At 64.6% G+C, this 13,707-nt stretch carries 14 protein-coding genes; 10 read left to right on the top strand and 4 right to left on the bottom strand.

Annotated elements, in window-relative coordinates; genetic code table 11:
* Window positions 1–19: 19 nt before the first annotated feature.
* The 3 genes from MA07_RS25115 to MA07_RS25105 all read right to left on the bottom strand — a co-directional run bounded on the left by MA07_RS25115 (window position 20) and on the right by MA07_RS25105 (window position 2,028).
* Entirely contained in the window at window positions 20–370 is a 351-nt protein-coding gene (locus MA07_RS25115) for a hypothetical protein (RefSeq protein ID WP_152569019.1), read from the bottom strand.
* 128 nt (window positions 371–498) lie between these two features.
* Window positions 499–1,671: a DNA topoisomerase IB gene (locus tag MA07_RS25110; RefSeq protein ID WP_036358609.1), complete on the bottom strand. Its 1,173-nt coding sequence runs from the start codon at window positions 1,669–1,671 to the stop codon at window positions 499–501.
* A 27-nt stretch (window positions 1,672–1,698) separates the two neighbouring features.
* A complete protein-coding gene (locus MA07_RS25105) occupies window positions 1,699–2,028 on the bottom strand; it encodes a SemiSWEET transporter (protein ID WP_036358605.1) in 330 nt (109 codons plus the stop codon).
* A gap of 108 nt (window positions 2,029–2,136) precedes the next feature.
* Here MA07_RS25105 and MA07_RS25100 point away from each other — a divergent pair, with 108 nt between their 5' ends.
* The 8 genes from MA07_RS25100 (at window position 2,137) to MA07_RS25065 (ending at window position 11,528) form a co-directional block, all read left to right on the top strand.
* A complete protein-coding gene (locus MA07_RS25100) occupies window positions 2,137–3,303 on the top strand; it encodes a glycosyltransferase family 4 protein (protein WP_081929162.1) in 1,167 nt (388 codons plus the stop codon).
* On the top strand, window positions 3,300–3,944 hold the full coding sequence (locus MA07_RS25095; protein ID WP_152569018.1) for a methyltransferase: 645 nt from the start codon (window positions 3,300–3,302) through the stop codon (window positions 3,942–3,944). The genes MA07_RS25100 and MA07_RS25095 overlap by 4 nt, the downstream gene beginning before the upstream one ends.
* A gap of 156 nt (window positions 3,945–4,100) precedes the next feature.
* Entirely contained in the window at window positions 4,101–4,604 is a 504-nt protein-coding gene (locus tag MA07_RS25090) for a Fur family transcriptional regulator (RefSeq protein WP_081929161.1), read from the top strand.
* 157 nt (window positions 4,605–4,761) lie between these two features.
* Window positions 4,762–6,048: a flavodoxin-dependent (E)-4-hydroxy-3-methylbut-2-enyl-diphosphate synthase gene (gene ispG / locus MA07_RS25085; RefSeq protein ID WP_036358602.1), complete on the top strand. Its 1,287-nt coding sequence runs from the start codon at window positions 4,762–4,764 to the stop codon at window positions 6,046–6,048.
* Window positions 6,049–6,231: 183 nt separating this feature from the next.
* Window positions 6,232–8,178 (top strand): potassium transporter Kup, encoded by a 1,947-nt coding sequence (locus MA07_RS25080; protein WP_036358599.1) that lies wholly within the window; start codon window positions 6,232–6,234, stop codon window positions 8,176–8,178.
* A 154-nt stretch (window positions 8,179–8,332) separates the two neighbouring features.
* The gene (locus MA07_RS25075) at window positions 8,333–8,878 is read left to right on the top strand and encodes a GNAT family N-acetyltransferase (protein WP_036358596.1); all 546 of its coding nucleotides are present in this window, start codon (window positions 8,333–8,335) and stop codon (window positions 8,876–8,878) included.
* A gap of 155 nt (window positions 8,879–9,033) precedes the next feature.
* The gene (locus MA07_RS25070; RefSeq protein ID WP_036358593.1) at window positions 9,034–9,855 is read left to right on the top strand and encodes an alpha/beta hydrolase; all 822 of its coding nucleotides are present in this window, start codon (window positions 9,034–9,036) and stop codon (window positions 9,853–9,855) included.
* On the top strand, window positions 9,855–11,528 hold the full coding sequence (locus MA07_RS25065; protein WP_036358590.1) for a PAS domain-containing hybrid sensor histidine kinase/response regulator: 1,674 nt from the start codon (window positions 9,855–9,857) through the stop codon (window positions 11,526–11,528). The genes MA07_RS25070 and MA07_RS25065 overlap by 1 nt, the downstream gene beginning before the upstream one ends.
* Here MA07_RS25065 and MA07_RS25060 read toward each other — a convergent pair.
* Window positions 11,525–12,451: a polyprenyl synthetase family protein gene (locus tag MA07_RS25060; protein WP_052003560.1), complete on the bottom strand. Its 927-nt coding sequence runs from the start codon at window positions 12,449–12,451 to the stop codon at window positions 11,525–11,527. The genes MA07_RS25065 and MA07_RS25060 overlap by 4 nt on opposite strands.
* A gap of 103 nt (window positions 12,452–12,554) precedes the next feature.
* Here MA07_RS25060 and mtgA point away from each other — a divergent pair, with 103 nt between their 5' ends.
* Both mtgA and rpmF read left to right on the top strand, forming a co-directional pair.
* Window positions 12,555–13,241: a monofunctional biosynthetic peptidoglycan transglycosylase gene (gene mtgA / locus MA07_RS25055; RefSeq protein ID WP_052003513.1), complete on the top strand. Its 687-nt coding sequence runs from the start codon at window positions 12,555–12,557 to the stop codon at window positions 13,239–13,241.
* Between the two features lie 149 nt (window positions 13,242–13,390).
* Entirely contained in the window at window positions 13,391–13,576 is a 186-nt protein-coding gene (gene rpmF, locus MA07_RS25050; RefSeq protein WP_036358586.1) for a 50S ribosomal protein L32, read from the top strand.
* Window positions 13,577–13,707: the final 131 nt, after the last annotated feature.

Here is a 13,707-nt window from a genome sequence, read left to right as displayed (position 1 = left end):
TGAAATCCCAGGCCGACGATCACTTGCGGCAGGCGAAGGGCGGAAAGGTGCTCGCCGTGCCGGCATTCATGGCTGCGACCACCATGATGTTGGCCATGTCGAGTTCCTCCGTGGACCTGGGGCAGACATCGGCCTTCGTCGTGCAGCCGGATGCGAGGAAAGCCTCGTGACGCTCGATGAACTCCGGGCTCAGGCCCTGCCTGCCCCGCCGCATAAGCGCCTCTGCCCAGGCCTTTCCATAGCGCTCGCATTTCACCTCGGGCCAAGACTTTGGCGGGGTGCTCTGAGCGACGGCATGCGAAACACCGCCGGCAAAGATGGCGGCCAGCAACCCCGCAAGAGAGATTATTGATTTCAGAGAACGAGTCATCTCATCCGGTCACGCTTGATGTGGATGCGATGGACCATGGGAGCTGTGGCGGGTCAAGTCACTGTAGGTGCCTTGAACTTTTTCTGACGATCCCGGACGGCGAAGCCGATCCGGGATGACGGTGAATTTCAGGGGCGCAACTCGGCCTGGACCTTGGCCTGCGCCTTGCCCGACGATGCACGTCGCTTCCTGGCAGGCTTCGCCTCTTCCTGCTTCTTCACCTCGCGGGAGAGGCGTTCCTGCAGCAGGGTGAGAACCGCGGCCTCTTCGGGCTTGAGGGATGGCAGCTCCTCGCGCAGCTCCGTTTCGATCTCCTCTTTGACCTCAAGAAGAAGCTCGCCGTCGAGATAGGAGGAGAACACCTCGGGGTGCACGTAGCATTTGCGGCAGATGCTCGGGGTGTTGCCGAGCCGGGCCGAGACCTTCTCGATAGCGGCCCGGATATTCTTCTTGGCCTTGGCGTCGCTGTCGAACTCCTCGAACTCCGCAAGAGCGAGCGCGGCGAGCACCGTGCCGGCCCAGGTGCGGAAATCCTTGGCCGTGATCTCGCGGCCGGTGATCTCCTTGAGATAGGAGTTCACGTCGGCGGACGTGACCGATTGCTGCTCGCCGTTCTCGTCGAGATACTGGAACAGATCCTGTCCGGGAAGGTCCTGGCAGGCCTTCACGATCCTGGCGATGCGCCGATCCTTCACCTGTAGCTTCCAGATCTTGCCGCTCTTGCCCTTGAACTGGAAGCGCAGCTCGCCGCCTTCGACCTTCACATGCGGGTCGCGCAGGGTGGTGAGGCCGTAGCTCTTGTTCTGCTTCACGTAATCGGCATTGCCGACGCGGATGAGGGTGTTCTCGAGCAGGTGCACCACGGTGGCCAGCACCTTCTCCCGCGGCAGCCCGCGCAGGCTCATATGCGCGTCGATGGTCTCGCGGATGGCCGGCAGCCCTCGGGCGAATTCGAGCATGTGCTCGTATTTCGTGCTCTCGCGGACCTCGCGGAACGCCGGGTGGTAGCGATACTGCTTGCGGCCCTTGGCATCGCGCCCCGTCGCCTGGATGTGGCCATTCGCCTTCGCGCAGATCCACACGTCCGTGTAGGCCGGCGGTATGGCCAGCGACTTGATGCGATCGAGCGTCGCCTTGTCGGCAACCCTTGAGCCATCGGGCTTCTGATAGGTGAAGCCCTTGCCGGATTTTTTGCGCCGGATGCCGGGCTCCTCGTCCGAGACGTAAAGCAGGCCTGCCGTTTCGGCGGCATCCCGGGGGTCGACGATGTTCTCGGTGGTGGCGTTGGGTTCCAGCAGCATGGGGCGCCTTGTCTGAAGAGCAGAACGTCAACCGGGCCGTGCTGCCTCAGGTTCCCTGCGTGAGGTCGACGCAGCGGACGGCGCGCCGGTCCCGCTGCGATCGTTGCGGAGCTTCAGGATGAGAATCGTGGCGCTGAGGCCCAGGCTCAACAGGTTGAAGACGATGAGCGGCCAAGCACCGATCAGGAATCCATAGGCCGTCCACAGGATGAAAGCCGTGACGGTCACGATGTACATGTGCTTGGAGATGGCGGCCGTGTCCCTCTCGCGCCAGGCCTTCAGCACCTGGGGAACGAAGCTCGACGTGGAGAGAATGCCCGCGATGGTCGCCAGAACTGTCGGCAGCCAATCCGCCATGAGGTTCCTCCCGTTGCACAAGTTGACGGCAACGGGTGCAGCCGAGGGGAGTTCCCTTTTCCCTCATGGGGAGGTTACAAGGGCGCCTTGCTTCACCCGGATCGTCCTTTGCCCTCCTCTCCCGCTCTTGAGACCCAAGCTCCCGAGATCCTTGGCCGCAAGCTCGTTTTCGTCGTGACCGAGGACTGGTTCTTCGCCTCCCATTTCCTGCCGATGGTGAGGGCCGCCCGCGAACTGGGGCTTGCAGTGACCGTGGTCACACGGGTGCGGGCGCACCGGGAAGCGATCGAGGCCTTGGGCGTCAAGATCGTTCCGCTCGACATCGAGCGCCGCAGCCTGAACCCGATCACCATGGGCGATGCCTCCGGACAGCTGGCGGCCATTCTCAAGGCCGAGAAAGCCGATCTCGTCCACTGCATTGCCCTCAAGGGCATCCTGCTCGGCGGTTTTGCCGCCACCTTGGCCGGTGTCGGGCGGCGGGTCTATGCGCTCACCGGCCTTGGGTTTCTCGGCGCCCGGACCGACATGGTCGGACGCCTGTCGCAGCGAGCGATCCGTCTGCTGATGCGCGGCCTCCAGACGAGCCGGACCCACTACGTTTTCGAGAACACCGACGATCCGAAGCTCCTCGGCCTCGACCCGGCAGGGGCCCACGTCACCATCCTGGGCGGAGCCGGCGTCGATCCTGAAGCCCTCAAGCCCAGCCCCCTGCGGGTCCAGCCACCGTTCAAGGTTGCGGTGGTCGCCCGCATGCTCTGGTCCAAGGGCATCGACGTGGCCGTGGAGGCGGTCCGCACGGCGCGGGCGAAAGGGGCACCCATCGAGCTCTCCCTCTACGGCGCCCCCGACCCGTCGAACCCGAAGGCGATCCCCGAAGCGACCCTGAAGGCCTGGGGCGAGGAGCCCGGCATCGCCTGGCATGGCGCGACGCGGGATATCGCGGGCGTCTGGCGGGAGCATCACGTGGCCTGCCTGCCCTCCCGCGGCGGCGAGGGCCTGCCGCGCACGCTTCTGGAGGCAGCATCCTGTGGCCGTGCCATCGTGACGACCGACGTGCCCGGTTGCCGGACCCTCGTGCGGCACGGCGTCGAGGGACTGCTCGTGCCGCCGGGCGATGCCGGAGCCCTGTCCGAAGCCCTCCTGACTCTCTCCGGCCAGCCGGATCGCGTCGTCCGCATGGGCGAGGCCGTCCGCTTACGGGTTCTCGACGGATTCACGGAACGGGACGTGATGGACAGCGTCAAGGAGCTGTACCGCTCCATGCTGGCCTCATGATCACCGATCCGGTCGCTTTCATCCTTGCCGAGACCCGGCTCCTCCCGGTCCCCCATGCGCCGGAGATCATGCTCCACGTGGCGGACGAGGCCACGGAGCTGTGGCAGAGGACCGAGGAGGAGCTCGGTGAGATCGGCTTACCCCCACCCTTCTGGGCCTTCGCCTGGGCGGGCGGGCAGGCGCTGGCGCGCTATATCCTCGATCATCCCGACACGGTGAGTGGGCGACGCGTGCTCGACTTTGCCTCTGGGTCAGGCCTCGTGGCGATCGCGGCGATGAAGGCCGGGGCTGCCGAGGTGATTGCCTGCGACATCGACCCCTTCGCCATCGCGGCCATCGGTGTGAATGCGCAGGCCAACGGCGTTGCCGTCGCCCCCCTTGCCGCCGATATCGTCGGACAGGACCGGGGGTGGGACACGGTGCTGGCCGGCGATATCTGCTACGAGCATGATCTTGCCGCCCGCGTGATTGAGTGGCTGCTCAGCCTGAGCAATCGCGGAGCGACGGTCCTGATCGGCGATCCGGGGCGCAGCTATCTGCCGAAGGATCGGCTCGAGAGCTTGGCCATGTACGAGGTGCCGGTCACGCGGACCCTAGAGGACTCCGACATCAAGAAGTCGAGTGTCTGGCGTTTTCGGTAGTCGCGATCGACTTTTAAGTGTCGAACAACAGACTTTGCTGTTTACCCCTCGAAACATGTAGTGTTATAACATCTATGAACGAGGTGGATATGCCTGAACTTCAGGTGTGGTGCCGCATCGCCTTCAACCTTCAGCCTTATTCGAAGAGGGATCCCGATGGTCCACACTCCATCCCTGCAGCACCACCTTCCTGGCGAAACCGCTCGCTTCCAGGCCTCCCCGGCCTCCGGCACCGGGAAGATCCTGGCGGACACCGAGGCTCTATGCCGGGCCAAGGGCGTGCGGCTGACGCCGATCCGCCGGCGCGTGCTCGAGGTGCTTCTCGGCGCCGCCAAGCCGCTCGGGGCTTACGACCTGGCGGATGCCCTCGTTTCCCAGGGACGGCGGATGGCCCCTATCACGGTCTACCGCGCCCTGGACTTCCTGATCGAGCACGGCCTGGCTCATCGCCTCGCGAGCCGGAACGCCTACATCGCCAGCACGAGCGGCCATGGGGTCCCGGCCTTCCTGATCTGCGAGGATTGCGGCGAGGCGACCGAGATCACCTGCACCGACGTGGCGGAAACCGTTCGCAGGGTGCTGACGGCGCAGGGCTACCAGCCTCTGGCCCGCGCCCTGGAGATCACCGGCCAGTGCCCTCATTGCCAGGATGTTCACTAATCCGTGAGCTTTCGCCGCTCAGGGGGGTGGAGTTCGGCGGAGCCCCCAGACGAGCAGGTCCACTTTCGGGACCGATGCTCTAAGCCGCGCTTGACGAGGAGGGCTTTTGGCATCAGCTAAACGGCGGCAGCCCGGAGCTGCCGTCGTGGATTGCAGCATGTCCTTCATCTCGTCTCCTGAGACCGATCCCGCATCCGAGAGCTTAGGCGGCCCCGCTCCGCGCCACCGCACGGTAGGCGTGCGCGTAGGCTCCGTCATGGTCGGCGGCGGCGCTCCAATCGTGGTCCAGTCGATGACCAACACGGATACGGCCGATGTGGACGCCACCGTCGCCCAAGTGGCGGCGCTCGCCCGGGCGGGCTCGGAGATCGTGCGCATCACGGTGGATCGCAACGAGGCCGCGGCCGCCGTGCCGAAGATCCGCGAGCGGCTCGACCGGCTCGGCGTGGACGTGCCCCTCGTGGGCGACTTCCACTATATCGGCCACCAGTTGCTGGCCGATCACCCGGCCTGCGCCGAGGCGCTGGCCAAGTACCGCATCAATCCCGGCAACGTGGGCTTCAAGGAGAAGAAGGACCGGCAGTTCGGGGCCATCGTCGAGCAGGCGATCCGGCACGACAAGGCCGTGCGCATCGGCGCAAACTGGGGCTCCCTCGATCAGGAACTGCTTACGCATCTCATGAACGAGAACGCCGCTTCGGCGAACCCGCGCGACATGCGCTGGGTCACCCGCGAGGCGATGATCCAGTCGGCGCTGCTCTCGGCCGCCCGCGCGGAGGAGATCGGCCTCGGGCGCGACCGGATCATCCTGTCGGCCAAGGTTTCGGCCGTGCAGGACCTGATCGCCGTCTACCAGGACCTCGCCCGCCGCTCCGACTATGCCATCCATCTCGGACTGACCGAAGCCGGCATGGGGTCGAAGGGCATCGTGGCCTCGTCGGCCGCCATCGGCATCCTGCTCCAGCAGGGCATCGGCGACACGATCCGCTTTTCGCTCACGCCGGAGCCCGGCGGCGACCGGACCCTGGAGGTCAAGACAGCCCAGGAGCTGCTCCAGACAATGGGGTTCCGCACCTTCGTGCCCCTGGTGGCCGCCTGCCCCGGCTGCGGGCGCACCACCTCGTCCGTCTTCCAGGAGCTGGCCCGCGACATCCAGACCTGGATTTCCACCTCGATGCCGGAATGGCGCCGCACCCATCCGGGCGTCGAGAACCTGAACGTGGCCGTGATGGGCTGCATCGTGAACGGGCCGGGCGAGTCGAAGCACGCCAATATCGGCATCTCGCTTCCCGGCACCGGCGAGCAGCCGGCGGCCCCGGTCTTCATCGACGGCAAGAAGGCCATGACCCTGCGCGGGCCGACCCTTGCCCAGGACTTCCAGAAGATCGTCATCGACTACATCGACAAGAATTACGGTCAGCCCGGTCGCGATGCCGCGGAATGAGGCTGCAAGCTGGACCGTGGAACCCTGAGAGAAATTCCGTTTTAAGCTCAGGCGCGATGTGCTAGAAGCCCGCCGCGCCGGCAGTGACGGCCGCTGCGTTATTCAAGAAGGGGCCGCCCTTCGTCGCTTGCAGGGACTTTCAACAAGGGCCGTCCGCGGGCACATCCGCAAAGAAAAGCACCTATGGCAGAACAGCACGCCGTCGCCCCTGGACATGCGGATTCCGCAGTCCCTGAGGCTACCCTTCCCGAGAGCCACCACAAGGCGAGCTTCTGGACCCTGACCCTTGGCGCCATCGGTGTGGTCTATGGCGATATCGGCACCAGCCCGCTCTACGCCATGCGTGAGACGGTGGCAGCCGCCACCGGAGGGCATCACGGCGTGCCGGTGGACCTGACCCGTGAACTGATCATCAGCATCCTGTCGCTGCTGCTCTGGGCATTGATCCTGACGGTCACCATCAAATACGTCATTCTGCTGCTGCGGGCCGATAACAAGGGCGAAGGCGGCTCCCTGACGCTGGTGGCCCTGACGCAGCTGGCACTTGGACGCCGAAGCCTGCCCGTGCTCGTGATGGGCATGGCCGGAGCGGCCCTGTTCTATGGCGACGCCGCCATCACGCCGGCCATCTCCGTGCTCTCCGCCTTGGAGGGCCTGAAGCTCGTCGCTCCCTCCTTCGAGAGCTATGTTCTGCCGGGCGCCCTGTTGATCCTCATTGGCCTGTTTGCCGTCCAGAGCCGCGGCACCGGAAAGGTGGCGGCCTTCTTCGGGCCTCTCACGCTTCTGTGGTTCGTGACCATGGCCGGTCTCGGCCTTCTCCACATTGCGGATGACTGGGAGGTTCTTCTCGCCTTCAACCCGTATTACGGCGTGTCCTTCCTGGTCACCCATCCGGGAACCGCCTTCGCCATTCTCGGAAGCGTGTGCCTTGCGGTGACCGGAGCTGAGGCCCTCTATGCGGATCTCGGCCATTTCGGCCGCAAGCCCATCCGCATGGCCTGGGGAACGGTGGTCTTCCCGGCCCTCGCCTTGAACTATCTCGGCCAGGGCGCCCTGGTCCTGTCGAACCCGGAGACCATCGCCAATCCGTTCTTCCTGCTGGCGCCGCCATGGCTGCTCCTGCCGCTCGTCATCCTGGCGACGCTTGCGACCATCGTGGCGAGTCAGGCCGTGATCACAGGCGCCTTCTCGCTGACCCGGCAGGCGATCCAGCTCGGCATCCTGCCGCGCCTTGAGGTGCGCTTCACGTCGGAGACCCACCAGGGGCAGATCTATCTGCCCCGCGTGAACTGGCTCCTGCTTGCCGCCGTCGTGACCCTCGTGATCCTGTTCGGCTCGTCGAGCAGCCTCGCCAGCGCCTATGGCATCGCGGTGTTCGGCACCATGGTCGTGACCACCCTGCTCGCCTGCATCGTGATGAGCCGGAGCTGGGGCTGGGGTCCGGTGAAGACAGGCCTGGTGATGATCCCGCTTCTGCTCATCGACCTCACCTTCCTGTCCTCGAATCTTGTGAAGCTCCTGGACGGCGGCTACGTGCCCCTGCTGATCGCCGGCACGTTCTTCGTGGTCATGTTCACCTGGGTGAAGGGAACCCGGATCCTGTTCGAGAAGACCCGCAAGATCGACGTGCCTTTCGTCGAGCTGGTGCAGATGCTGGAGAAGAGCCCGCCGCACCGGGTCAAGGGCACGGCCGTGTTCCTGACGAGCGATCCGGACACAGCGCCGGCCGCGCTCCTGCACAACCTCAAGCACAACAAGGTGCTGCACGAGAAGAACGTGATCCTCACGGTCAACAGCGCGGATATCCCGCGCGTTGAGGACGAGGACCGCGTCTCCATCGAGCATGTGGGCGATTCGTTCTGGCGGATCCGCCTGAGCTATGGCTACATGGAAACGCCCAACATCCCGCGCGGGCTGGCGATCCTGCGCAAGCGGGGCTTCAAGTTCGACATCATGGCGACATCGTTCTTCCTGTCGCGGCGATCGATCCGCCCGGCGAGCCAGTCGGGCATGCCGCTCTGGCAGGACAAGCTGTTCATCAGCCTTGCGAAATCGGCAAGCGACGCGACGGACTTCTTCCAGATTCCCACCGGGCGCGTGGTCGAGGTTGGCACGCAGGTGACGGTATAGGCATCGGACCCAAAAGTGGAATGCACTTTTGGGATCCATCCGATGCCTGATCTAAAACTTGCGCATCGTGTAGGCCGAAAAACCGGGGCCACTTTTTCGCACGATGCGAGAGCATATTGCCCTCGTGGCGGCCGGATGTCACCTTCGAGCCGCCATGACCGACATTACCCTCCTCCGCCCAAGCCTCGCCTGGCTGCCCGCTTACGAAGACGCTCTTGCCCGCGGCTGGTCGCCCAACACGGACCATGACGTGAGCCGCGAGCAGCTCTGGCAGCTGCGCCGCAATCCCGAACGCTTCCTGCACGATCTCTACAACAGCCCGATGATCCGACTGGCGGATGGCCGGGAAGTTCCGCGCCTGCCCGCGCACGACTTCTGGATCAGCGACGGCGAATTCTGCGGCCGGATCGGCTTTCGTTTCCAGCGCGGCACGGAAGAGCTGCCGCCCAGTGCCTATGGTCACATCGGCTACACCATCGTGCCGTGGAAGCAGCGGCGCGGCTATGGCACCCAGGCCCTGCGCATGATCCTGCCGGTCTGCCGTGGGGAGGGCTTCTCGCGTGTCCTGATCACCTGCGACGATGACAACGAGGCATCGCGCAAGGTGATTCTCGCCAATGGCGGCGAGGCTGCCGGAACGGTCCCGCACAGCACGAGACCTGGTCATGTGAAGCTCCGGTTCTGGGTGCCGACACAATGAGGCTATCCGAAGCACAGGCCATGCCGTACACGGATCCACTCTTGATCGAGAGCCAGTGAACGCTAACTCGGTCGGAAAAACGCGAAGCTTGGCTTTGCAGCCTTTATTGAAACCCGGCATGGTCCCGGCTACGGTTCGAAACGCAAGGAGCGCTTATGTCTTCCGCCCTCGAGCAGAACAACGTGAAAGTCACCGGGAGAGGCAAGCAGCCGATGCTCTTCGCCCACGGATACGGCTGCGACCAGAACATGTGGCGCTTCATCACGCCTGCCTTCGAGGAGCAGTACAAAGTCGTCCTCTTCGACCATGTCGGGCACGGCCAGTCGGATGCGCGTGCCTTTGACCCGGCGAAGTACGCCACGCTGAATGGCTACGCGGAAGACGTATTGGCGATCTGCCGGGAACTGGACCTGAAGGATGTCATCTTCGTCGGCCACTCGGTCAGCGCCATGGTCGGGGTTCTCGCGGCCATCAGGGAGCCGGATCGGTTCGATCGGCTCGTCCTGATCGGCCCCTCGCCACGCTACATCAACGATGGCGACTACGTCGGAGGCTTCAAGCAGGAGGACATCGAGGGGCTGCTCGACTTCCTCGACGGCAATCATCTCGGCTGGTCCAGCACCATGGCTCCCGTGATCATGGGCAACCCGGACCGGCCGGAACTCGGCGAGGAGCTCACCAACAGCTTCTGCCGCACCAACCCGGACATCGCCAAACACTTTGCGCGCGTGACGTTTCTCTCCGACAACAGGGCCGACCTGCCCAGCCTTAAGACAAAGGCGCTCATCCTCCAGTGCTCGCAGGATGTCATTGCCCCCGAAGCGGTCGGGCGCTACATGCATCAGAACCTTCCGGGCAGCGAGTTCGTCCTGATGGAGGCGACGGGGCACTGTCCGAACCTGAGCGCACCTGAGGAGACGATCGCGGCCATGAAAGCCTTTCTGCGGGATCCGGCCCCTATCAGGACGGCAGCTTAGTGACCATCGACCAGGGCTCGCTCATCGAGACGGTCGAGGAGCTCTACGAAAGTGCGCCCTGCGGCTATCTCTCGACTCTGCCAAACGGCACCATCGTTCGCGCCAATCAGACCTTCCTCACCTGGATCGGGATCGATCGGCAGGATCTCATCGGCCATAAATGCTTTCAGGACTTCCTGAACATCGGCGGAAAGATCTTCTACGATACGCACTTCGCGCCGCTGCTGCGAATGCAGGGTTTCGTGAATGAGATCGCTTTCGATCTGACCTGTGCGGATGGGCGACAGCTGCCGGTTCTGGCCAACACCGTCCAGAAGCGGGATGCGGCCGGTCGCCCGCTCGTTCATCGCATCACCCTCTTCAATGCCACCGATCGGCGGAAGTACGAGCGGGAGTTGCTCCTTGCGCGCCAGAAGGCGGAGCAGGCCACCGAGGAACTCAAGCGCCTGAACGAAACCCTCGAGGAGCGGGTCGCGGAGGAAGTCGCCGAGCGGATCAAGGCCGAGGAGGCCTTGCGGCAGGCTCAGAAGATGGAGGCGGTCGGTCAGCTCACAGGCGGCATCGCCCACGACTTCAACAACCTGCTCACCATCATCGTCGGCAACATCGAACTGCTGCAGCGCCGCCTGCCTGAAGGCAGCGAGCGGCTCCTGCGAGCTGCCGATCATGCCATGGAGGCGACACGCCGAGCGGCAACTCTGACACAACGGCTGCTTGCCTTCTCCCGGCGCCAGCCGCTCGACCCCAAGCCCATCGACGCCAACAAGCTGGTGGCCGGGATGTCGGAACTGCTGCGGCGGACCCTTGGCGAGACGATCGTGCTGGAGACCGTTCTCGCCGGCGGCCTCTGGCGCACGCAGGCCGACCCGAACCAGTTGGAGAACGCCATCGTCAATCTGGCGGTGAACGCCCGTGATGCGATGCCAGGTGGCGGCAAGCTCACCATCGAGACGGCCAACGCGCGTCTGGATCAGGCCTATGTCGAGGTCTTGGCCGAACCCGTCCCGCCCGGGCAATATGTTCTTGTGGCTGTCTCAGACACCGGAACCGGCATGGATAGGGCGACCATGGAGAGGGTTTTCGAGCCGTTCTTCACCACCAAGGGCGTAGGCAAGGGAACCGGCCTTGGTTTAAGCCAAGTGTACGGCTTCGTCCGCCAGTCCAACGGACACATCCGAATCTACAGCGAGCTCGGCGAAGGCACCACGATCAAAATCTACCTGCCCCGTCTGCTCGGCTCGGATGACGCGCCTGCGGAGATGCCGGCCAAGCCTCCCGTGATGGTGAGAGGATCGGGCGAGACGATTCTGGTGGTGGAAGATGAGCCCGCCCTTCGGGTTTATGCAGTCGAGGCACTCCGCGACCTTGGATACCGTGTGCTTGAGGCTGCTGATGGGCGAGCAGCTCTGTCGATCGTCGAGCAACATCCTGAGATCGAGTTGCTCTTCACGGACGTTGTTCTCGGCGGCAGCATGAATGGACGCGCGCTCGCAGACGAGGTCACACGGCGCAATCCGAGGCTCCCGGTTCTTTACACGACCGGCTACACGCAGAACGCCATCGTCCACCATGGCCGCCTCGACCCCGGCATGCACTTGATCGGTAAACCCTTCACATACGCGGACCTTGCCGCCAAGGTGCGTCAGATGCTCGACAACGAGGCTGAGGACTAAACCTCCCGCTCGACCACGAACCGCACCGCCTCCCGCAGCGTGTCCGCCTCTGTTCCGAACCTCTCGATGGAGGCATGCGCCTTTTCCAGGAGCTGGCGACATTCGCGGCGGGCGCCGTCCATGCCAAGCAGGTCGACGAGAGTGGCCTTGCCCTTCTCCTGGTCCTTGCCGGTGCGCTTGCCGAGCGCTTCCGCGGAGGCCTCCCGGTCGAGGATATCGTCGGCAACCTGGAAGGCGGCGCCGAGCGCGCGGCCGTAGTCCACTAGGCCCTGGCGTGCAGAACCATCGGCCCTGCCGAGGATCGCTCCTGCTTCCACCGAGAAGGTGAGAATCGCGCCGGTCTTCATCATCTGGAGCAGGCGCACATCCGCCTCTCCCAGCTCCGCCGGTCCGTAACGCCCCTCCGCCGAGAGGTCGAGGAGCTGGCCGCCCACCATGCCGCCGAGACCCGAGGCACGGGCAAGGCCGAGCACGAGGTCGGAGCGGATACCCGGATCCGAATCCGTCGCCGGATCGGCCAACACCTCGAAGGCCAGGGTCTGGAGGGCGTCGCCCACGAGAATGGCGGTGGCCTCGTCAAAGGCCTTGTGCACCGTGGGACGGCCCCGGCGCAGGTCGTCGTCGTCCATGGAGGGCAGGTCGTCATGCACCAGCGAATAGCAGTGCAGAAGCTCGACCGCGCAGCCGGCCCGCAGGGCTCCCTGCCCTTCCACACCGAGAAGGCGCGCCGCCTCGATGGTCAGGAACGGGCGCAGGCGCTTGCCGCCCCCGAGGACCGCGTGACGCATGGCGGCCATGAGCCGGGGCGGCCGGGCAATCTCGCCGGGAGCGGCTTTGTCTGATAGCAAGGCTTCGAGGCTGGCTTCGACGGTTCTGGCGGCCTCGGAGAGCCGCGTCGTGAAAGTAGGGGTAGATGGCATCATGATGAGCCTGGATTCGGGTGGGGCCGCCGCTCCGCCCGAGGGGAACGTGGGTGAACGATCGACGCCGAAATGGACGCTGCGGTCGGGACGGCCCAGGAAGCCCATGACGGCTGGCCGCTTCCTCCGCCGCATCGTCACGATCGGCCTCGGTCTCGTTCTCTTATGGGTCGGCGCGGTCTTTTGGCTAGGGCTTTTGTACTGGGCCGTGCCGCCGGCCTCGACCCTGATGCTCGGCCGCTGGCTCACCTTCCAGCCCGTGGAGCGGACTTTCGTGAGCCTCGACGAAATCTCGCCGAGCCTCCCGCTGGCGGTTCTGACCGCCGAGGACAGCCGCTTCTGCGAGCATAATGGCGTCGATTGGGATGCCCTCAGGGAGGTCGTTGAGGCGGCCGACGGGGAGGGCCCGGCCCGGGGCGCCTCGACCATTCCCATGCAGGTGGCCAAGAACCTCTTCCTGTGGCCGAGCCGCTCCTACATCCGCAAGGGGCTCGAGATCCCGGTGGCGCTTTATCTCGACCTGATCTGGTCCAAGCGCCGGATGATGGAGGTCTATCTCAACATCGCCGAATGGGGCGATGGGGTATTCGGGGCGGAAGCCGCCGCGCAAAAGTACTTCCGAAAGTCGGCCAGGAACCTGAATGCCCGTGAAGCCGCTCTCCTGGCCAGGGCCCTGCCCAATCCTCTGGTGCGCAACCCGGCTAACCCAAGGCCGGGGCACCGGGCGCTCGCCGGGCAGCTGCAGGTGCGGATGGTGAGGGCCGCGCCCTTTACCGACTGCCTCAGGCCCTGACGCTCCCTGCGGCAATGAAAAGCATGCCGAATGCGCCAGGGGACTAGATATTTGCCCGAAGACCTTGTATGAGGCGCAACCTCATCAAGTTTGAGATGTGAGCGTTCCCCGGTTGAGCGGGCGCTCCGCTTTTTTACCGGAGACGAGAAATGGCCGTTCCTAAGAGAAAAACGTCGCCCTCGCGGCGTGGCATGCGTCGCTCCGCCGATGCCTTGAAGGCCCCGACCTACATCGAGGACAAGGATTCCGGCGAGCTGCGCCGTCCTCACCACGTTGACCTGAAGACCGGCATGTACCGTGGCCGTCAGGTCCTGAAGGTGAAGGCTGACGCGTAATTCTTGCGCGATGCGTATATCAAAAACCGGCGCTTAGAGCGCCGGTTTTTTTATGCCCGCAATCCCCAACACTCCTGATTTTCCAAGGCTTTTTACACTTCATTAAGCCTGAGGGCCGATCCTGCCCCCTT

The sequence above is a fragment of the Microvirga sp. BSC39 genome (assembly GCF_000739015.1).
In the GTDB taxonomy this organism is placed as follows: Bacteria; Pseudomonadota; Alphaproteobacteria; order Rhizobiales; family Beijerinckiaceae; genus Microvirga.
The sequence above is the reverse complement of the archived record's forward strand: the minus strand, read 5'-3'. Positions and strand labels throughout refer to the sequence as shown.

Bases quoted from the DNA above. Each gene is read 5' to 3' on its own strand.
- MA07_RS25105 (WP_036358605.1), bottom strand. From the start codon at position 2,028: ATGGCGGATTGGCTGCCGACAGTTCTGGCGACCATCGCGGGCATTCTC.
- MA07_RS25060 (WP_052003560.1), bottom strand. From the start codon at position 12,451: ATGATGCCATCTACCCCTACTTTCACGACGCGGCTCTCCGAGGCCGCC.
- MA07_RS25075 (WP_036358596.1), top strand. From the start codon at position 8,333: ATGACCGACATTACCCTCCTCCGCCCAAGCCTCGCCTGGCTGCCCGCT.
- MA07_RS25070 (WP_036358593.1), top strand. From the start codon at position 9,034: ATGTCTTCCGCCCTCGAGCAGAACAACGTGAAAGTCACCGGGAGAGGC.
- ispG (WP_036358602.1), top strand. From the start codon at position 4,762: ATGTCCTTCATCTCGTCTCCTGAGACCGATCCCGCATCCGAGAGCTTA.
- MA07_RS25110 (WP_036358609.1), bottom strand. From the start codon at position 1,671: ATGCTGCTGGAACCCAACGCCACCACCGAGAACATCGTCGACCCCCGG.
- MA07_RS25090 (WP_081929161.1), top strand. From the start codon at position 4,101: ATGGTCCACACTCCATCCCTGCAGCACCACCTTCCTGGCGAAACCGCT.
- mtgA (WP_052003513.1), top strand. From the start codon at position 12,555: ATGACGGCTGGCCGCTTCCTCCGCCGCATCGTCACGATCGGCCTCGGT.
- rpmF (WP_036358586.1), top strand. From the start codon at position 13,391: ATGGCCGTTCCTAAGAGAAAAACGTCGCCCTCGCGGCGTGGCATGCGT.
- MA07_RS25115 (WP_152569019.1), bottom strand. From the start codon at position 370: ATGACTCGTTCTCTGAAATCAATAATCTCTCTTGCGGGGTTGCTGGCC.
- MA07_RS25095 (WP_152569018.1), top strand. From the start codon at position 3,300: ATGATCACCGATCCGGTCGCTTTCATCCTTGCCGAGACCCGGCTCCTC.
- MA07_RS25080 (WP_036358599.1), top strand. From the start codon at position 6,232: ATGGCAGAACAGCACGCCGTCGCCCCTGGACATGCGGATTCCGCAGTC.